At 65.2% G+C, this 19,064-nt stretch carries 18 protein-coding genes; all 18 read right to left on the bottom strand.

Annotated elements, in window-relative coordinates; all coding sequences use genetic code 11:
• Positions 1–41: 41 nt before the first annotated feature.
• Complete coding sequence (gene mmsB / locus AXW67_RS32605; protein ID WP_027554825.1) at positions 42–1,232, bottom strand: multiple monosaccharide ABC transporter permease; 1,191 nt, start codon at positions 1,230–1,232, stop codon at positions 42–44.
• The gene (gene mmsA / locus AXW67_RS32600; RefSeq protein ID WP_063681229.1) at positions 1,229–2,806 is read right to left on the bottom strand and encodes a multiple monosaccharide ABC transporter ATP-binding protein; all 1,578 of its coding nucleotides are present in this window, start codon (positions 2,804–2,806) and stop codon (positions 1,229–1,231) included. Before mmsA ends, mmsB begins: the two co-directional genes overlap by 4 nt.
• Before the next feature lie 170 nt (positions 2,807–2,976).
• A complete protein-coding gene (gene chvE, locus AXW67_RS32595; RefSeq protein ID WP_027554823.1) occupies positions 2,977–4,050 on the bottom strand; it encodes a multiple monosaccharide ABC transporter substrate-binding protein in 1,074 nt (357 codons plus the stop codon).
• 70 nt (positions 4,051–4,120) lie between these two features.
• Positions 4,121–4,999: an SMP-30/gluconolactonase/LRE family protein gene (locus tag AXW67_RS32590; RefSeq protein ID WP_063681228.1), complete on the bottom strand. Its 879-nt coding sequence runs from the start codon at positions 4,997–4,999 to the stop codon at positions 4,121–4,123.
• The gene (locus AXW67_RS32585; RefSeq protein ID WP_063681227.1) at positions 4,999–6,075 is read right to left on the bottom strand and encodes an aldose epimerase family protein; all 1,077 of its coding nucleotides are present in this window, start codon (positions 6,073–6,075) and stop codon (positions 4,999–5,001) included. The genes AXW67_RS32590 and AXW67_RS32585 overlap by 1 nt, the downstream gene beginning before the upstream one ends.
• Positions 6,076–6,077: 2 nt before the next feature.
• Positions 6,078–7,004 carry a Gfo/Idh/MocA family protein gene (locus AXW67_RS32580; RefSeq protein WP_063681226.1) on the bottom strand — a complete coding sequence of 309 codons (927 nt, stop codon included), beginning with the start codon at positions 7,002–7,004 and terminating at the stop codon, positions 6,078–6,080.
• The gene (locus tag AXW67_RS32575; RefSeq protein ID WP_027554819.1) at positions 7,001–7,777 is read right to left on the bottom strand and encodes a FadR/GntR family transcriptional regulator; all 777 of its coding nucleotides are present in this window, start codon (positions 7,775–7,777) and stop codon (positions 7,001–7,003) included. The genes AXW67_RS32580 and AXW67_RS32575 overlap by 4 nt, the downstream gene beginning before the upstream one ends.
• A complete protein-coding gene (gene yjfF / locus AXW67_RS32570; RefSeq protein WP_063681225.1) occupies positions 7,774–8,754 on the bottom strand; it encodes a galactofuranose ABC transporter, permease protein YjfF in 981 nt (326 codons plus the stop codon). The genes AXW67_RS32575 and yjfF overlap by 4 nt, the downstream gene beginning before the upstream one ends.
• Complete coding sequence (locus AXW67_RS32565; RefSeq protein ID WP_063681224.1) at positions 8,751–9,743, bottom strand: ABC transporter permease; 993 nt, start codon at positions 9,741–9,743, stop codon at positions 8,751–8,753. Before AXW67_RS32565 ends, yjfF begins: the two co-directional genes overlap by 4 nt.
• Positions 9,740–11,284: a sugar ABC transporter ATP-binding protein gene (locus AXW67_RS32560; RefSeq protein WP_063681223.1), complete on the bottom strand. Its 1,545-nt coding sequence runs from the start codon at positions 11,282–11,284 to the stop codon at positions 9,740–9,742. The genes AXW67_RS32565 and AXW67_RS32560 overlap by 4 nt, the downstream gene beginning before the upstream one ends.
• Positions 11,285–11,399: 115 nt before the next feature.
• Entirely contained in the window at positions 11,400–12,365 is a 966-nt protein-coding gene (ytfQ, locus tag AXW67_RS32555; RefSeq protein ID WP_063681222.1) for a galactofuranose ABC transporter, galactofuranose-binding protein YtfQ, read from the bottom strand.
• Between the two features lie 407 nt (positions 12,366–12,772).
• Complete coding sequence (locus AXW67_RS32550; protein WP_027554813.1) at positions 12,773–13,945, bottom strand: fumarylacetoacetate hydrolase family protein; 1,173 nt, start codon at positions 13,943–13,945, stop codon at positions 12,773–12,775.
• Positions 13,946–14,068: 123 nt separating this feature from the next.
• Complete coding sequence (locus tag AXW67_RS32545) at positions 14,069–15,127, bottom strand: YeiH family protein (RefSeq protein WP_063681221.1); 1,059 nt, start codon at positions 15,125–15,127, stop codon at positions 14,069–14,071.
• 127 nt (positions 15,128–15,254) lie between these two features.
• Positions 15,255–15,473 carry a hypothetical protein gene (locus tag AXW67_RS32540; RefSeq protein ID WP_063681220.1) on the bottom strand — a complete coding sequence of 73 codons (219 nt, stop codon included), beginning with the start codon at positions 15,471–15,473 and terminating at the stop codon, positions 15,255–15,257.
• A 164-nt stretch (positions 15,474–15,637) separates the two neighbouring features.
• Complete coding sequence (locus AXW67_RS32535) at positions 15,638–16,351, bottom strand: ABC transporter ATP-binding protein (protein ID WP_063681219.1); 714 nt, start codon at positions 16,349–16,351, stop codon at positions 15,638–15,640.
• Positions 16,348–17,103 carry an ABC transporter ATP-binding protein gene (locus AXW67_RS32530; RefSeq protein WP_063681218.1) on the bottom strand — a complete coding sequence of 252 codons (756 nt, stop codon included), beginning with the start codon at positions 17,101–17,103 and terminating at the stop codon, positions 16,348–16,350. The genes AXW67_RS32535 and AXW67_RS32530 overlap by 4 nt, the downstream gene beginning before the upstream one ends.
• A gap of 2 nt (positions 17,104–17,105) precedes the next feature.
• Complete coding sequence (locus AXW67_RS32525; RefSeq protein ID WP_063681217.1) at positions 17,106–18,128, bottom strand: branched-chain amino acid ABC transporter permease; 1,023 nt, start codon at positions 18,126–18,128, stop codon at positions 17,106–17,108.
• Entirely contained in the window at positions 18,125–19,027 is a 903-nt protein-coding gene (locus AXW67_RS32520) for a branched-chain amino acid ABC transporter permease (RefSeq protein ID WP_063681216.1), read from the bottom strand. The genes AXW67_RS32525 and AXW67_RS32520 overlap by 4 nt, the downstream gene beginning before the upstream one ends.
• Positions 19,028–19,064 lie beyond the last annotated feature (37 nt).

Genomic DNA, 19,064 nt, shown 5'->3' with positions numbered 1-19,064 from the left:
GCGTTTTGTCGCCTCCGCCCACCCTGCGTGAGTCCTTGCCCTCACCGCCGCTGATTATACACGTCGATGCAGACGGCCCCGAGCAGCACCAGGCCCTTGATGACCTGCTGGTAGTCGATGCCGATGCCGAGGATCGACATGCCGTTGTTCATCACGCCCATGATCATGGCGCCGACCACGGCACCGCCGACGCGCCCCACCCCGCCATAGGCCGAGGCACCGCCGATGAAGCAGGCGGCGATGACGTCGAGCTCGAAGCCGAGACCTGCCTTCGGGGTCGCGGTGTTGAGACGCGCGGCAAAGACCAGGCCGGCAAGCGCGGCAAGCACGCCCATGTTGACGAAGGTGAAGAAGGTCAGCCGTTCGGTCTTGATGCCCGACAGCTTTGCCGCCTTGGCATTGCCGCCGACGGCATAGATCTGGCGCCCGATCACGGTGCGACGGGTGACGAAACCGTAGAGCGCGATCAGGGCGCTCATGATCACCAGCACGTTCGGCAGGCCGCGATAGGTCGCGATCAGATAGGTGAAATAGAGCACGGCACAGGCGAGCACGACGCTCTTGCCGAGGAAGAACGCGTAAGGCTCGACCTCGATGCCATGCGACTGCTCGCGCGAGCGGCTCTTGGCGCTGGCATAGACCAGCGCCAGGGCCAGCACCGCACCGATCAGCATCGAAGTCGGATGCAGCGTGCCGGTCTCGGGCAGAAGTTCCGGGATGAAGCCCGACGACAGCTTCTGGAAGGTCGGCGGGAACGGCCCGAGCGACTGGCCCTGCAACACCGCCAGCGCAAGGCCCTTGAACACGAGCATGCCGGCCAGCGTCACGATGAAGGACGGTATCTTGAAGTAAGCTACCCAATAGCCCTGCGCCGCACCGATGGCAGCGCCGACCAGGAGGCAGGCGATGAAGGCGAGCGTGTAGTCCACCTTGTACGTCACCATGAGCACGGCGGCCACGGCGCCGATGAAGCCTGCGACCGAGCCGACCGAGAGGTCGATATGGCCGGTCACGATCACCAGCAGCATGCCCAGCGCCATGATGACGATGTAGCTGTTCTGCAGCACGAGGTTGGTCAGGTTGAGCGGCTGGAGCAGCGTTCCGCCGGTGACGACCTGGAAGAACAGCATGATCGCAACCAGCGATATCAGCATGCCGTAGTTGCGTAAGTTGTTCTTGATGAAACTGCCGTGCCGGCGCTCCTCGGGCAGCGAAACCGTCTTGTCGGTCATGGCTGCGATCCTCCCATCTCCGCGGCCTCAGGCTCGCCGCTCTCATAGTTTCTGTCGTTGCGCATGATGGCGCGCATGATCTTCTCCTGCGTCGCCTCGGTTGCCGGAAACTCGCCGACGAAAGCACCGTCGTTCATGACGCAGATGCGATCGCAGATGCCGAGCAACTCGGGCATTTCCGAGGAGATCACCACGACGCCACGCCCGGCTTCCGCGAGCTCGTTGATGATACAGTAAATCTCGTATTTCGCACCGACGTCGATGCCCCTGGTAGGCTCGTCCAGGATCAGTACCTTGGGGTCGGTCATCAGCCATTTCGACAGCACGACCTTCTGCTGGTTGCCGCCGGAGAGCTGGCCGGTCTCCTGGTAGACGTCGGAGCAGCGGATCCGCATCCGGTTCCGATAGTCGCTGGCGACCTTCAGCTCGGCGATATCGTCGATCACCCGGCCGGGCGCGACCTGATCGAGGCTTGCCAGCGTGATGTTCTTTCGCACGTCGTCGGCAAGGATCAGCCCGAGCTGCTTTCGGTCCTCGGTGACATAGGCAAGGCCCGCGTCGATCGCGGCCGCCACGCTCGGCAACACCATGTCCCCGCCCTCGAGCCGGAGACTGCCACTGACATTGGTGCCCCAGGAACGGCCGAACAGGCTCATGGCGAACTCGGTGCGGCCCGCGCCCATCAGCCCGGCGATGCCCACGACCTCACCGCGCTTGACGCTGAAACCGACGTTCTTGATCACCTGCCGTTCGGGATGGATCGGATGGTAGACCGACCAGTTCGAGACCTCGAGCACGGGCTCGCCGATCGTCGCGCTGCGCTCGGGAAAGCGATGGGCGAGATCGCGGTTGACCATGCTGCGAATGATGCGGTCTTCCTCGACCGGTTCGGCGCGGCAATCGATACTGTCGACGGTGCGGCCGTCACGCAGGACGGTGATGTGGTCGGCGACGCGGGCGACCTCGTTCAGCTTGTGCGAGATCAGGATCGAACCGATGCCCTGCTCCCGGAATTGCATCAGGCGCTCCAGCAGCGCCGCACTATCGGCTTCGTTGAGGCTCGCGGTCGGCTCGTCCAGGATCAGCATCCGCACCCGCTTGGACAGCGCCTTTGCGATTTCGACGAGCTGCTGCTTGCCGACGCCAAGATCGGTGATCAGCGTGTCGGGCGATTCTCTCAAGCCGACTTGTGCGAGAAGCTCCCGCGTGCGCCGGTATACCTCGTCGCGATCGATGACGCCGAGCTTCGAGGGCGGATGCGACAGGAAGATGTTCTCCGCGATCGACATCAGCGGGATCAGCGCCAGCTCCTGGTGGATGATGATGATGCCGAGCGCTTCGGAATCGTTGATGTCGCGGAAGCGGCGCTCCTCATCGTCGAAGACGATGGTGCCCTCGTAGCTGCCGTGCGGATAGACCCCGCTCAGCACCTTCATCAGCGTGGACTTGCCGGCGCCGTTCTCGCCGACCAGGGCATGGATCTGCCCGGCCTCGACCGAGAAATTGACGTCGCGCAGCGCCTGCACACCGGCAAAACTCTTGCTGACGTTGCGCATTTCCAGCATTGCAGTCATTGCGTCGTGTCCCTTACTTCGCGTCTCCCCGCGCGCGGAGAGGCCGAAATGCGCGCGCCGCGCGGATTTCTGGTGAGGGGGAGTCTCCGCGAGTCCCTTTGCCACCTCCCTTGCGGAGGCTCCCCCTCACCCCGACCCTCTCCCGCAAGCGGGGAGAGGGAGAGTGACTCCTACTGGAATTGCGACTTCTTGTAGTAGCCGCTGTCAACCAGGATCTTCTCCCAATTGTCCTTGTAGACCACGACCGGCTTCAGCAGGTAGGACGGCACCGTCTTGGCGCCGTTCTCATAGGTCTTGGTGTCGTTGACGGTGACCTGCTTGCCGGCGAGCGCCGCGTCGACCATGTCGGCGGTCACCTTGGCGAGGTCGCGGGTGTCCTTGAAGATGGTCGAGTACTGATCGCCGCGCAGCATCGCCTTGATCGAGGGCACTTCGGCGTCCTGGCCGCTGATGATCGGCATCGGCTGATCGGCGCTGCCGTAGCCGACGCCCTTGAGCGACGAGATGATGCCGATCGAGAGGCCGTCATAGGGCGACAGCACTGCATTGACCTTCTTGTTGCCGTAGTAGGCGCTGAGCAGATTGTCCATGCGGGCCTGCGCGGTGGCGCCATCCCAACGCAGAGTCGCGACCTTGTCCATGCCCATCTGGCCGGAGACGACGACGAGCTTGCCGCTGTCGATATACGGCTTCAGCACACTCATCGCGCCGTTGTAGAAGAAGTAGGCGTTGTTGTCGTCCGGCGAGCCGCCGAACAGCTCGATGTTGAAGGGACCCTTGCCCTCCTTGAGGCCAAGTCCCTGCACGATCGACTCCGCCTGGAGCACCCCGACCTGGAAATTGTCGAAGGTCGCGTAGTAGTCGACATTCGGCGTACCGCGGATCAGGCGGTCATAGGCGATCACGGTGATGCCCTTGGCCTTGGCCTGCTTGAGCACGTCGGAGAGCGTGGTGCCGTCGATCGCGGCGATCACCAGCGCCTTGGCGCCCTTCGTCACCATGTTCTCGACCTGCGAGAGCTGGTTCGGAATGTCGTCCTCGGCATATTGCAGGTCGGTGTTGTAGCCGCGCTCCTTCAGCACCTTGACCATGTTGTTGCCGTCATCGATCCATCGCGCGGAGGATTTGGTCGGCATGGCGATGCCCACGGTCGCCTTGTCCTGGGCGGACGCGGGGGTGCCCGTGGCCATCGCGGCGGCACTCGCAAACGCAAGCGCAAGGAACGTCGTCTTCAGTTTCTGCATGTTTCACTCCCTTGGGTGTCAGACTGTTGTCGTGTGGTCGAGAACGCGGTGTGTCCTGGTTCGAAATCTCCTATGCGAGCTTGACGTCGGGCTCCGCGCGACCGCGCGCGGATGCCTCGAGCAGAAAGGTGCGGCCAGCTTGCGGATCGGCGACACGCGCGGCCGCGTCCATGTCCTGCCAGGCGGAGGTGACGAGCAGGCGCGACAGATCGGGCCCGACGAAGGCGGGACAGCTCGCCTGCCTTGCCGGCACGTGCAACGAGCGCAGGCGCTCGCCCTGCGGACTGTAGATGTCGATGCGGCCAGCGCCCCAGCAGGCGTTCCAGATCTGACCCTCGGCGTCGCACACCGAGCCATCGAGCCCGCCGATGCCGGTGTGGCGCAGCAGCACCTCGGGCTCGGCGCGCGGCAATCCCGTGGCCGGATTGAGCGGAACGGTATAGAGCACGGCGCGCGCGGTGTCGGCGAAGTAGCCGATGGCGCCATCCGGCGAGAAGCAGATCGAATTGGGGATGCTGATGCGAGGGAACAGCATCGAGATCTTGCCGCGATGGAAAGCATAGATTGCGCCGGCCCCCGGTTCGGCCTTGCGGCCCATGGTGCCGATCCAGAACGTGCCGGACTGGTGCACACGAGCATCGTTGGAGCGCGTGGCAGGATTGTCGGCTTCGAGCGGACAAAGCAGCGTCATTGCGCCGTCGGCGATCTGGCGGATGTAGAGCCCGTCTTCCGCGACGATCAACTGGCGTTCGGCATCGACGCGCCCGAGTGCGCTCGCCATCCGGCCGAGCGCGTGGACGCGGATCTCGCCGCTCCCGAGCTGCGCCTCGAACAGCCGCCCTTCGCGGATGTCGAACCACCAGGCGGTGTCAGTGGTCACATCATAGGTCGGCCCTTCGCCGAGATGGCAAGGCTCGGGAGAGAGAACGGACGTCGGCACCTGTTCCATCATGGCGACCTCACAGCAAACCGATAGACCGTGTGATGCCGATAGACTTCGTCCGGCGCAAGGCGCGGGCTCGGAAAATCCGGCCGGTTCGGCGCGTCCGGCCAGATGTGCGGCTCGAGACACATGGCGTCCGACTGCCGGTAGAGCTTGCCGTCCTTCCCCGCAATCGTGCCGTCGAGATAGTTGCCGGAATAGACCTGAAGACCGGGCTGATCGGTGAAGAGCTCCATGACACGCCCCGAGCGAGGCGCCTCCAGCCGTGCCGCAAGACGAAGCTTGCCGTCGCGCGTAAGGCAGTAGGTGTGGTCGTAGCCCTTGCCGTTGCGCAGTTGCTGATCGTTCTCGCGGATGCGCTCGCCCACCGGTCTTGCCGTGCGAAAGTCGAAGGGCGTTCCGGCGACCGCCCGCGGCGGCTCGGGCAGCGGAATTGCGGTCGGATCGATCGCGAGAAAATGCTCGGCCGCGACCGTCAGCAGGTGGTCGAGGATCGGCGTGCCCGACGTCGCGCCTTCCAGATTGAAGAAGCTGTGATTGGTCAGGTTGACGATGGTCGGCCGGTCCGTCCGCGCCTCCATGCTCAGCGACAGCTCGGTCGGGCCGGTGACGCGATAGGTCAGGCGCACATCGAGCCGTCCGGGATAGTTCTCCTCGCCAGGCGCGCTGACATAGGTGAGCGTAACCGCGGGCTCCGCGCCCTCGTCGATCTCGGCAATCTCCCAGAGCTTCCGATCAAATCCGTCCAAGCCGCCATGCAGCGCATTCGGACCGTTGTTGACGGGAAGCTGCACCGTTTCGCCGTCAAGCGAAAAACGTCCCTTGGCGATACGGTTGGCATAGCGGCCGACCGTCGCGCCAAAAAACTTCCGTTCGACGAGATAACCGGCGAACGCGTCATGGCCGAGCACGACGTCGTCGTGACCGCCCGTCGCGTCCGGCGCGATCAGCGCCTGCAGCACCGCGCCGTGGGTGATAATGCGCGCCTCGAACCCGCCAGCCCCGCGCAGCACGATGCGTTCGACGTTGCGGCCATCCGGCAGCGCTCCGAAAACGTCTTTTGCGATTTTTGAGGCCGCCATGTTCAATCCACAAACGGTTCGACGATGGTGCGCTTGCCGAGCAGGAAGGCGTCGGCGACGAGACGAAGCGGCGCCAGGTCGACGTCGCTTGCGCCGATCGCTGTGAGATCGACGAAGCGCCGGTAGAGTCCGCGATATTCCTCATCGGGCGCCTCGGCAATGACCTTGCCGTCGACGACCATACGCGCGCCACCGCCGGACAATGTCATCCGGCCCTGGTCTGTTTCCACGACGATATCCCAGCTCTGCGGTCCGGTCTGGCGAAAGTCGAACTCGGCGGTAACCGGCAGGCCGCGGATGTCGGTCAGCGTCAGGTTCGCAGCGATCGGCGCCTGGCAGTTGGCCGGGAAGGCAAGCTCGGCCGCCGTCACGAACACAGGCTTGGGCAGGATGCGGGTCAGGATCGACAGCGCGTTGATGCCGGGATCGAACACGCCGAGCCCCCCCGGTTCCCAGATCCAGCCCTGCCCGGGATGCCAGACGCGCACGTCTTCTTTCCAACTGATGTGGACGGAGGTGATGCGGCGCGCGGCGAGCCATTGCCGCGCCGGTTCGACCGCCGGGGCATAGCGCGAGTGCCAGGTCGCAAACAGCGTTCGCTTTGCCTCCGCAGCCATCGCGATCAGCGGATCGAGCTCGGCAACGCCGGTGCCGGGTGGCTTTTCCAGCATCACGTGCTTGCCGGCGGCGAGCGCCGCGGCGGCCTGGGCGCGCCGGACCTGCGGCGGGGTGCAGAGCGACACCGCGTCGATCGGCGGTCCCTTCTCCAGCAATTCCTCGATGGTGGCAAAATGCGGCAGACCAGGCAGCGAGGCGTTGCGGCTCGCGATGGCGGCAAGCGTCGCGCCCGGGGTGGCCGAGATCGCGCCGACATGCTGGTCACGCGCGATCTTGCCGAAGCCGACGATGGCGATACGAAGTTCGGTCACGATCTCTCTCCGGATTCCTCGGATGGCAGCGCCTCGGCCGGTGCGGTCTCGATCACCGTGCCCTCGTGGCGATGCATGCCGTTGTGAATGACGAAGATCATCGCCTCCGAGGCGGCGTCGGCATCGCCCGCCGCGATCGCATCGACGATCTTCTGGTGCCAGAGCAGCACGGTGTCGCGGTCTTCCGGCTCGACCGGCGCGCTCAGGAGGAACGAGGCGCGCAGAGCGGCCTCGATGACGTGGCCGATCGAGCGCATGAACAGATTGCCCGATGCGCGCGCCACCGCGACGTGCAGCGCGAGGTCGGCGTCGGCGAAGCCGACGGAATCGGAGGCTTCAATCCGCATGCGCTCCATGCTGCGCCTGAGATCGGCGATGTCCTGCTCCGACCGCTGCGCGGCCGCGAGCATCGCCGCCCGCGGCTCGACCGCGAGACGAATTTCGGCGAGGTCGTTCAGGAAACGCTTGTCGATGCCGGCGTCGAGATGCCAGGCCAGCACGTCGGCGTCGAACATGTTCCAGGCGCCGCGCTCGCGCACGACGGTTCCGACCCGCGCCTTGGTGGTGAGCAGACCCTTGGCGACCAACGTCTTCACGCTCTCCCGCAGCACCGGCCGCGATACGCCGAACATTGCGATCATCTCAGCATCGCCCGGCAGCCGCGTCCCCTCCGCGTAGCGGCCGGCGATGATGTCGACGCCGATCGAGCGGGCCACTTCCGCATGGTTGGAATGCGCCCGCCGCGTCGGGATCACCACGATGCGCGAAGTCATGAGGCAGCTCCTGCACTCCTGGCGACCGGCCGGCGCGCGAGCGCGACCAATCCCTGCTGCAAGGCGATGAACGCGAACAGCAGCACGCCGGTCGCGATCTTGGTCCACCAGCTCGACAGCGTCCCGTCGAAATTGATGTAGGTCTGGATCAGGCCCTGGATCAGCACGCCGAGAAAGGTGCCGATCACCGAGCCCTGCCCGCCCGTGAGCAGCGTGCCGCCGATCACCACCGCCGCGATGGTGTCGAGCTCGACACCGACGGCGGAGAGCGAATAGCCGGCGCTGGTGTAGAAGGAGAAGACGATACCGGCAATCCCTGCAAGGAGGCTCGACAGCATGTAGATCTTCACCGTCATCTTGCCCACGGCAACGCCCATCAGGCTCGCGGTCGACCGGCTGCCGCCGAGCGCGTAGACATTGGCGCCGAACCGGGTGAGATGCAGCAGCAGCGCGCCGCCGAGCACGATCACCAGCATGATGATCGCGATCGCCGTCAACCGCCCGCCGCCGGGCAATCGCAGTGCGAAGTCCGACACGGTCGAGTAGATCGGCGCGGTGATCGGCACCGATTCCGTCGAGAGCAGAAAGCTTGCACCGCGGGCCAGGAACATCCCAGCCAGCGTCACGATGAAAGGCGGCAGATCAAAGACATGAATGACGGCGCCCATCGCCGCACCGAACGCGGCGGAGAGCGCGAGGACAGCGACGAAGGCGACCAGCGGCGGCACGCCCCAACGCTCGATCGCGAGCGCAACGAACACGGTGGTGAAGCCGATCACCGAACCGACCGAGAGATCGATGCCGCCGGAGATGATGACGAAGGTCATGCCGATCGCGACGATGCCGAGGAAGGCATTGTCAGTGAGGAGATTGCCGACCACGCGGGTCGAGGCAATGTTGGGAAACTGAACGGCGCAGAGCGCAAAGCCTGCGACGAGCACGATCGCCGTGATGAGGACGGGCGGCAGGCCTCTCATGCTTTCGTCCTCCGCAGCCGCGCGACGATGCTGCCAAAGCCCGACAGTTTCGGCGATTGCAGCAGCAGTACCGCGAGCACCACCACCGCCTTGACCAGCAAATTGAACTCCGGCGGGTAACCGGACAGCAGGATGCCCGTGTTCATAGTCTGGATGATCAGTGCGCCGAGCACGGCGAGCACCAGACTGAAGCGGCCCCCGAACAGCGAGGTGCCGCCGATCACCACCGCGAGGATGGCGTCGAGCTCGAGCCAGAGGCCGGCATTGTTGGCATCCGCCCCCATGATGTCGGCAGCCGCGATCACGCCGGCGAGCGCGGCGCAGATGCTGCACCAGACATAGACGGCCATGATCATCGCGCGCGTGCCGACGCCGGCAAGCTCGCTCGCCCGCGCATTGCCACCGGTCGCCTCGATCAGGAGCCCGAGCGCCGAGCCGCGTACCACCGCGCCGGTGAGGATGAGCATGCCGAGCGCGATTGCGACCGGCACCGGCACGCCGAGCACCGCGCCATTGCCGAGCCAGACCAAGTCGGGCGAGCTGAACGTCACGATGCGGCCTTCGGTGATGAGCTGGGCGATGCCGCGGCCGGCCACCATCAGGATCAGCGTCGCGACGATCGGCTGCATCCCGAGCACGCTGACGAGAAAGCCGTTCCAGAGGCCGCAGAGAAGGCCCGCGCCGAGCGCAGCCGCGAGCACGATCGGCAGGCCGTGACTGTCGGCGAGGCTCGCCGCGATCGCGCCCGAGATCGCCATGACCGCACCGACCGACAGATCGATGCCGCGGGTCGCGATCACCAGCACCATGCCGAGCGAGAGCAGCGCCACCGGCGTACCGCGATTGAGCACGTCGATCAGGCTGCCGAACAGCCGCCCGTCCTGGAGGCGCAGGTCGAAGAATTGCGGCGACACCGCGCGATCGACCGCCAAGATGACGATCAGCGCAAGGATCTGGGCAAGGCCGCGGCGCGGCAGGAGCGCTGTCATGCCCTGCCCTCATGCGCAACAGTGGCACCGTCGGCCGCAATCGCCGCGAGAATGTTGCTGACGTCGATCGCCTCGCCCGTGAGCTCGTCGACATGGGCGCGGTCGCGCAGGACCACCACGCGGTCGGAATAGGTCACGATCTCATCGAGCTCGGAGGAGATCACGAGCAGCGCGAGACCATCGTCGCAGAGCTCGCGGATCAGGCGGATGATCTCGGCATGTGCGCCGACGTCGATGCCGCGCGTCGGCTCGTCCAGCACCAGGAGCCGCGGCGAGGTCGCGAGCCAGCGCGCGAGCAGCACCTTCTGCTGATTGCCGCCGGACAACAGGCCGACTGGGCGCTCGGGATCGGCCGGGCGGATGTCGAGCATCTTGATGTAGCGGCGCGCGATCTCGTCCTGCTCGCGGCGCGACAGCGGCAGATAGAGGCCGCGCTTGGCCTGGAGTGCCAGCACGATGTTCTCGCGCACGGTGAGATCGGCGACGATGCCGTCGGTCTTGCGCTCCTCAGGGCAATAGCCAAAGCCGAGGCGCACGCCGTCGCGCGGCGTCTGCAGCCGCACTGAGGCGCCCTCCACCTTCGCCTGCCCGCGATCGGCGCGTTCGGCGCCGAACACCAGCCGCGCCGTCTCGGTCCGGCCCGATCCGAGCAGGCCGGCGAGACCAACGACCTCGCCATGACGCAGCTCGAGATTGAACGGCGCGACATAGCCGGCCTTGCCGTAATTCTCGAAGCTCGCGCAGACCTCGCGCGCTTTATGCTCACCTGCCGACGCTCGCTCACTGGTCGTCTCCGCAAGCTCGCGGCCGAGCATCATCCGGATCAGCTCGAGGCGCGGCAGCGATGCGGTCTCGCGCTCGCCGACGAGGCGCCCGTTGCGCAGCACCGTGATGCGGTCTGAAATCTCGTAGACCTGGTCGAGGAAATGGCTGACGAAAACGATGCCGATGCCGCGGCCGGCAAGCTGGCGCATGATGCCAAAGAGGATATCGACCTCGTGGCGGTCGAGGCTCGCAGTCGGCTCGTCAAGGATCAGCACGCGCGCGGACAGATCGACGGCGCGCGCGATGGCCGTGACATGCTGCACGGCGACGGAATAGCTGCCGAGCGGCGCGGCGACGTCGATATCGAGGCCGAATCCCGCAAGCAGTGCTTTCGCGCGCCGCCGCATTTCGGCCTCGCGCACGATGCCGAAGCGCATCGGCTGGCGGTCGAGGAACAGGTTCTGTGCCACCGAAAGGTTCGGCAGCAGATTGACCTCTTGGTAGACGGTGGCGATGCCGGCCTGTAGCGCCGCCTTGGCCGAGCGCGGCGCAACCTCTTCGCCACCGAGCCGGACGATGCCGCCATCGCGCGGGAACACGCCAGTGATGACCTTGATCAGCGTGGATTTGCCAGCGCCATTCTCGCCGAGCAACGCATGGATCTCACCGGCACGCAGCGTGAAGTCGACCTCCTGCAACGCGCGCACCGCACCAAAACTCTTGCTGATCCCGCACACCTCCAGGAGCGGCGGAGCAGGATCGAGGCTGTTCTCCATAGCGACGTCACTCCCGCGGGGGCCCGCTTATGACGCGGACACCCAGCCTATTCGTTCGCACAGCGGATTCGAAGGGGGCGCCGTCGGATGTTTTATCCCGACGGCGCGTCCCGCCTCAGTAACCGAGGCCCTTCTTGCTGTCGTAGATCTTCTGCGGATCGTCGGCGGCGGTATAGAGCTTCGACTCGGTTTGGATCCACTTCTGCGGAACGGTGCCCTTGTCCTTGAAGGCGGCGACGGCATCGAGCGCGGGGCCCGCCATGTTCGGCGTCAGCTCCACGGTGGCGTTCGCTTCGCCGGCGACCATCGCCTTGAAGATGTCGGGAACCGCGTCGATCGAGACGGTGAGGATGTCCTTGCCGGGCTTCAGGCCGGCCTCCTTCATCGCCTGGATCGCGCCGACCATCATGTCGTCGTTGTGCGCATAGACCGCGCAGATCGACTTGCCGCCGCCTTCAGCCTTGATGAAGCTTTCCATCACCTCCTTGCCTTTGGCGCGGGTGAAGTCGCCGGTCTGGCTGCGCACCACCTTCAGGTTCGGATGCTTGGCGATCGCGGTGTCAAAGCCCTTCTTGCGGTTGGTGGCGACGCTGGCGCCGACCGTGCCCTGCAGTTCGACAATGTTGCAGGCCTTCGCGCCGACGGTTTTGGCCAGCCAGTCGCCGGCGACCTCGCCTTCGTGCACGCTGTCCGAGGTCACGGCGGTGAGATAGAGGTCCTTGCCGGAGGGATCGATATCGCGGTCGAGCAGCACGACCGGGATCTTCGCCTCCTTGGCTTCCTTCAGCACCGCGTCCCAGCCGGTCGAGACCACGGGCGCAAGGAAGATCGCATCGACGTTCTGCGCGATGAAGGAGCGGATCGCCTTGATCTGGTTCTCCTGCTTCTGCTGGGCGTCGGCGATCTTGAGATTGACCTTTCGCTTGGCGGCTTCCTGCTTGGAGACCGAGGTCTCGGCCGCGCGCCAGCCGGATTCCGATCCGATCTGCGAGAAGCCGATGGTGAGCTGGGCGGCGCTGGCTGGCAGCGCGAGCAGCAGCGCACCGGTGGCAGTTGCCGCAAAGAGGGCTTTAAGGGTCATCAGGCGTGTCTCCCAAAAGTTTATCCCGGGCGCCTATTTGGTAACATGGCACCGCAGGGCGCCCCTTGAGGGCGACGGAAGGCACTATTTCATGGAAGTTTGGTTCCGTATAGTCATATTATTTGACTATTTGCTTGGATGCGCGCGAGAGCCCGATGGACGGTCATATGACACGCTCAGCGCGATTTTGTTCCGCGGATACAACGGGGAGATGAAGAAAATACGCGTGCGGGCCGGCGGCCACATCGTCATGGCCGGGCATAGCCGTCCGAAGGACGGCGTCGCTTCCGCTCGCCTATGTCCCGGCCATCCACGCCTTGCCACGCCGGCACAAAGAATGTGGATGCCCGGGACAAGCCCGGGCATGACGGCCTTCTGCAAATTCGCTTTGGCGCAGAGATGCAGCGCTAGATCAGCTTCCGCTGCGCGAGGTTCTTCATGAGCGCGCCGATGCCGAAGGTCCAGGGCTCGCACTCGTCGCTGCCGCGCATGCGGTTGACGAGCTTGCCGAGTTGAGGCGCTGCGATCGTGACGATGTCGTCGGGCTTGTGGGTGAAGCCCTGCCCCGGCGCATCGCGATCCTCGACCGGCGCGAACATCGTCCCGAGGAACAGCACGAAGCCATCGGGATATTGATGGACCTTGCCGATCGTCTGCGCGACGAGATCGGTCGGATCACGGCTGATCTTGCTGATCGAGGAATGGCCGTTGAGGACAAAGCCGTCCTGGCCCTTCACGTTGAGGCTGATGTCGAGCTTGCGCGCGTCGTCAAGCGAGAAGCTGTCGTCGAACAGGCGCAGCAACGGCCCGATCGAACAGGACGCGTTGTTGTCCTTGGCTTTCGACAAGAGCAGCGCCGAGCGTCCCTCGAAGTCGCGCAGATTGACGTCGTTGCCGAGCGATCCGCCGACAATCTTGCCGCGGCTGGAGACGAACAGCACCAGCTCCGGCTCGGGATTGTTCCAGGTCGACTTCGGATGCAGCCCGGCATCCATGCCGGTGCCAACCGAAGACAACGTCGGCGCTTTGGTGAAGACCTCTGCATCGGGGCCGATACCGACTTCGAGATACTGGCTCCAGGCGTTCTGCTCGATCAGCACCTGCTTCAAGTGCATCGCCTGGTCCGAGCCCGGCTTGAGCTTGGACAGATCGTCTCCGATCAGCCGTGTCACTTCTTTCCGGATCGCTTCGGCCGAGGCCGGATTGCCCTTCGCCCGCTCCTCGATGACGCGCTCCAGCATCGAGATGGCGAAGGTGACACCGGCGGCCTTCAGCGTCTGGAGATCGACCGGCGCGAGCAGCCACGGCTTCTGCCGATCGCGCTGATCCGGCGGCGTGTTGGCCACGATCGCGTCGAGATCGCCGATGCGCTCGCCCTTGGTCGCGCTGAGCGCCTTGGCGGGATCGTCCTCCTCGCAGAGCGCGCTGATGGTCGGAAATCTGGCGGTGACATCGAAGACGCCGTCGCCGCGCACGGCGACCACGGCCGGACCGTTCGCCTGCGGCAGCCAGACGCGACCTGCCAGCGTCCCCCGCGTTCCATCCTCAGGCAGAAGGTCCCGGGAAGTCAGTGTCGTCATGGCCGCGTCCTCGCTGTTTCTTCGATCGGCCGCGCTCACTCGGCGTCGCGGGCCAGTCTGGTTGGCGAACACAAATAAACGTCTGGCAGTGGAAGTCCAGCCGCTCGCGGCCGCAGCTCAATCTTACTTGAACCAGTGCACCAATCCGATGCTGATCCCGAGCAGCAGCATCAGCGACAGCGTCACAGCCGCCGTCACCCGTCCCCCGACATTGGCGAGCACGCGCACGTCGACGCCGAGGCCGAGGGCAGCCATCGACACCACGGTGAGAAAGCTCGTGATCTTCGTCACCGGTCCCACCACCGTCACCGGCACGATCTCCAGCGAGCGCAAGGTGGCGAGCGCGAGGAAGCCGAGGATGAACCAGGGCACGAGGCGGAAGAAGCCGACATTGGCGTTCTTGGCGCCGCTCTGCCAGCGCGAGGCGACGAGCGACAGGCTGACGACGACGGGCCCGAGCATCAGGACGCGCATCAGCTTCACCAGCGTGCCGATCTGCGTAGAGACGAGGCCGGCCGGCACTGTCGCCGCCAACACCTGCGGCACGGCATAGACGGTCAGGCCGGCAAGGATGCCGTACTGCGTGGCCGACAGTTGCAACAGCGGGATCAGCAGCGGCAGGCCGAGCACCATCATCACGCCGAGGATCGCGGTAAAGGAGATCGAGGACGCGATCTCGTCATTGTTGGCGCCGATGATCGGCGCGACGGCCGCGATCGCCGAATTGCCGCAGATCGAGTTGCCGCAGGCGATCAGGATCGACAGCCGCGTCGATAGACCAAGCAGACGGCTGAGGCCAAAGGAGGCGCAGAGTGCGACAATTACCACCGCTGCGATCGAGGCCAGCAGCGCGATGCCCGAGGCCGCAATCGCCGCAAAGCTGATGGAGGCCCCGAGCAGCATCACCGCGACTTCGAGGAGCTGCTTGGCGCTGAAGGCGATGCCGGCCTGCCAGCGCGGCGCAGGCTTCCAGAAGCTGCGCAGGGCCATGCCGAGCAGGATCGCCATCACCAGCGCTTCGACATAGGGATGCTCCAACAAGCCAAGTTCCGCCCGCTCCAGCAGAGCCGAAGCGCCGGCCACGGCGATACAGAGGAGAATACCGGGAATCAGCGCAACGGTACGGCCTACGGCCGTCGTCGGCTTGGCGTCGACCGGGCCGGATGCTTGATTCTGCGACACAAATCTCTCCCCGAGGAGAAGGATTTATACGCAGGGGCAGGAAATAGGGAAATAAGTTTTCGACATATCAGGGCCGAGGGAAGTTCTGTCCTCAGGCCGTGACGGAGCCTCAGAAGATCAGGCTCTCTCAGAAGATCAAGCTCTTGGCGAGCGAGGCGATGCGGCTGAAGCCGTCATAGACGCCGGGCTCGAAGAAGGCCGCGCGCGCGAACACGATGGCGGCAACCAGCGTCCAGAACAGGCCGGTGCCGGCCCGCAGCAGGTACTTTGACGCACGCGACTGCGGCTGGGCGTCCGTCGCGGACACCAGGCGCTCGCCGAAGGGTTCAAATCCAGTGCGTTCCATGGCTCGGCCAATCCATCAAATTCTGACGGAAATGTCGTCGTTTCGGCCCAAAACGGCAATGGAAGCGATTGGCTTTTTTGCCCCTCGGAGGGGAAACTCCTTTCGCCCGGAGAAGGTGCGGCGATAGTTTTTTTCTTCTCGCCGGCTTGGGCCCCACGCCCCGGCTAAAGCGCCAGGTAGCGGCGCCGGATCGTATCGTTCGCCTTGAGATCGTCGATACCGGCCGCATAGACGATCTGGCCCTTGTCGATCACCGTGGCGTGGCTCGCAAGGCCCAAACAGAAATGCATGTTCTGCTCGGCGATCAGCACGGTCGATCCGATGCTGCGAAGCTGCCGCAGCAGCTCGCCGATGCGCTGCACGATGATTGGGGCAAGCCCCTCGCTCGGTTCGTCCAGCAGCAGCAGCGCCGGATTGCCCATCAGCGTGCGCGCGATCGCGAGCATCTGCTGCTCGCCGCCCGACAGGCGTCCGGCGATGCGATGACGCAGCGGCTCGAGGAGCGGAAAGACCTCGTAGATCCGCTTGATCGGCCATTCGTCCTGGCCGTCGGGCCCGCGCTTCTTGCCGATGACGAGATTGTCCTCGACCGTGTGCTCCGGAAAGATCTGGCGATCCTCCGGCACGAAGCCGAGGCCGGCGCGCGCAATCGCGTGCGGCTTGCGGCCGGAGATCACCACGCCGCGGAGGCTGACCTTGCCGCGCCGCGGCGGCGCCAGACCCATGATCGCCTTCATGGTCGTCGACTTGCCGGCGCCGTTGCGCCCAAGCAGCGCCATGGTCTCGCCCTGTCGCACCGACAGGCCGACGCCGAACAGGATCTGGCTCGTGCCGTAGTAGACGTCGAGATCAGCGACTTCGATGACGGCGGCGCTCATGCGGCGGCTCCCGCATGTTCGGTGCCGAGATAAGCGTCGATCACGGCACTATTGTTGCGGATCTCGTCCGGTGTGCCGGTCGCGAGGATGCGGCCGTAGCAGAGCACGACGATCTTCGGTGCGATCTTGAACACGATGTCCATGTCGTGCTCGATGAACACGACGGTGATCTTCTGTGTCTCCCAGAGCTCGCGCACCTTGTCGATCATGCGCCAGCGCTCCTCCGGGCCCATGCCGGCGGTCGGCTCGTCCAGCAGCAGCACTTTTGGTTCGAGCACCAATGCCAGGGCAATGTCGAGGAGCTTCTGGTCGCCATGCGAGAGCGTCGCCGCGGTGCGCTTGCGCTTGCCGGCGAGGCCCAGGAGCTCCATCACGTGTTCGGCGCGGTCGCGCGTCTCGGGCAGCGGAAAGCGCTTGTGCAGCACCGCGGAGGTGCGCTGGTCGGCGCTGACGGCGGCGAGCATTGTCTCCTCGACCGTCAGCGAGCGAAAGATGCTGGCGACCTGGAAGGCGCGGCCGATGCCGTGACGGACGATCTCCGGCGGCGAGCGTCCGGCCAGGTCGACGCCGTCGAGCAGCACCTGCCCCGCATCGGGCTTCAGCGCGCCGGTGATCAGGTTGAAGAAGGTGCTCTTGCCGGCGCCGTTCGGGCCGATCACGGCGGTCAGCGAGCCATCGGGGAAGTCGAATGTGACGTCGTTGGTGGCTTTCACGCCGCCGAAGGATTTTGCGAGGTTGCGTATCTCGAGCATGGCTAGCGCCCCTCGCCTGCCTCGCGCCGGTGCGCGAACCACTCGGCGACGAAATCCAGAAGGCCTTTGCGTAGACCCAGCGCGAAGAACAGGATGACGATTCCGAGCACGATGCCATGATACTCGGTAAACCGCGTGACGGTGTCGTTGAGGAGCAGCAGCAGCACCGTGCCGACCATCGGGCCGAGGAAGGTCGAGACGCCGCCGAGCATGTTGATGAAGATGCCCTCGCCCGAGATCGTCCAATAGGCGAATTCCGGATAGGCGCCGGAGACGAACAGCGCCATCACCATGCCGCCCATCGAGGCGAACAGCGCCGCCAGCACGAAGACGGTGAGCTTCGCGCGCCAGACGTCGATGCCGAGGAAGCTCGCGCGCCCGGCATTGTCGCGGATCATGCGCAGCGTGTAGCCGAACGGCGACTGCGCGATCTGGCGCATCGCGAGCAGGCCGAGGATCAGGAGCGCACAGCTCGCGACATAGAGATGGACGTGATTGGAGAGATCGACGCCGAGGAAGACGGGGCGTGGAATGCCGCCGCGCAGGCCCTGGTCGCCGCCGGTGAAGGAGGCCCATGACAGAATGGTCGAATGAATCAGCATCTGGAAGGCGAGCGTGACGAAGGCGAAATAGATCTCCTTCAGCCGCACGCAGATCGCGCCGATGATCGCGGCCACTACCCCGGTGATCGCCAGCGTCGCGACGAAGGCGATCGGGATCGGCACGCCAAGCTTCTGCATGATCAGGCCAAAACTGTAGGCGCCCAAGCCAAAGAACATGCCGTGGCCGAACGAGGTCAGGCCGGTATAGCCGACGAGAAGATTGAGCGAGGTCGCGAACAGGCCATAGGCCGAGCAGCGGATGACGAAATCGAGCAGCGCCTTGCTGCCGGTGAACAGCGGCAAGCTTGCCAGCACGGCGAAGGCGATCAGCGCGATGAGCACATCGCGATAGCGGGCCCAGACGGTCGTGGCGCCGCGCGCCGGCACCAGCGTCTCCGCGCGTCGGGCCTCGAGCTCGGTCATGCCGCCTCCTTGCCGAACAGGCCGGTGGGCTTTGAGACCAGCACGATCACCATGAAGAGGTACATCAGCCCTTCGGTGAACAGCGGAAAGCCGAGCGAGCCGAACGAGCGGATCAGGCCGAGCAGCAGCGCCCCGATCAACGCACCCAGGATCGAGCCCATGCCGCCGATCACCGTGACGATGAAGGATTCGATCAGCACCGAAAATCCCATGCCGGGGGTCAGCGAGCGCACCGGCGCGGCGAGCGCGCCGGCCAGCCCCGCCAGCATGCCACCGAGCGCAAACACGCCGCCATAGATCAGGCCGGTGTTGATGCCGAGCGCGGACACCATGCCGGGATTATGCGCGGCAGCGCGGATCACCTTGCCGATGCGGCTGCGCGACAGGCCGATGCCGAGCACGATCGCCGCGGCGAGCGCGACACCGATCAGCAGCAGGTAATAAGGCGGCACCACGCCGCCGGCGATGAACAGCGGCATCACCTGGAATGCGGCCGGCATCCCCATCGATTTGAATTCCGGCCCCCAGATGATCCGCACGACATCATCGAAGATCAGCACGAAGGCGTAGCAGACGAGAAGCTGCATCAAGACGTCCGCGCCATAGACGCGGCTCATGAACACGCGCTCGAAGATCAGGCCGAGGACCGCGGTGCCGGCCGCGCCCGCGAGCACCGCGAGCGCAAAGCTTCCCGTGAGCTGATAGGCGGTCATCGCGAAATAGGCACCGAACATATAGAAGGCGCCGTGGCTGAAATTGACGACCTTGAGCACGCCGAAGATCAGGGTCAGCCCGACCGCGACCAGGAACAGCAGCATGCCGATGATGAGGCCGCTGGTGGTTTGCGTCACCAGGCAGGCGGAACTGGAGAGGCAGCCGACGAGCGCGTCGAGGTCCACGGGAGCACTTTCATTGCGGCGCGCCTGATACGGCGCG

Origin of the sequence: Bradyrhizobium neotropicale, assembly GCF_001641695.1 — a bacterium.
In the GTDB taxonomy this organism is placed as follows: domain Bacteria; phylum Pseudomonadota; class Alphaproteobacteria; order Rhizobiales; family Xanthobacteraceae; genus Bradyrhizobium; species Bradyrhizobium neotropicale.
Note: the sequence above shows the minus strand (reverse complement) of the source record. Positions and strands in the feature narration are given on the sequence as shown.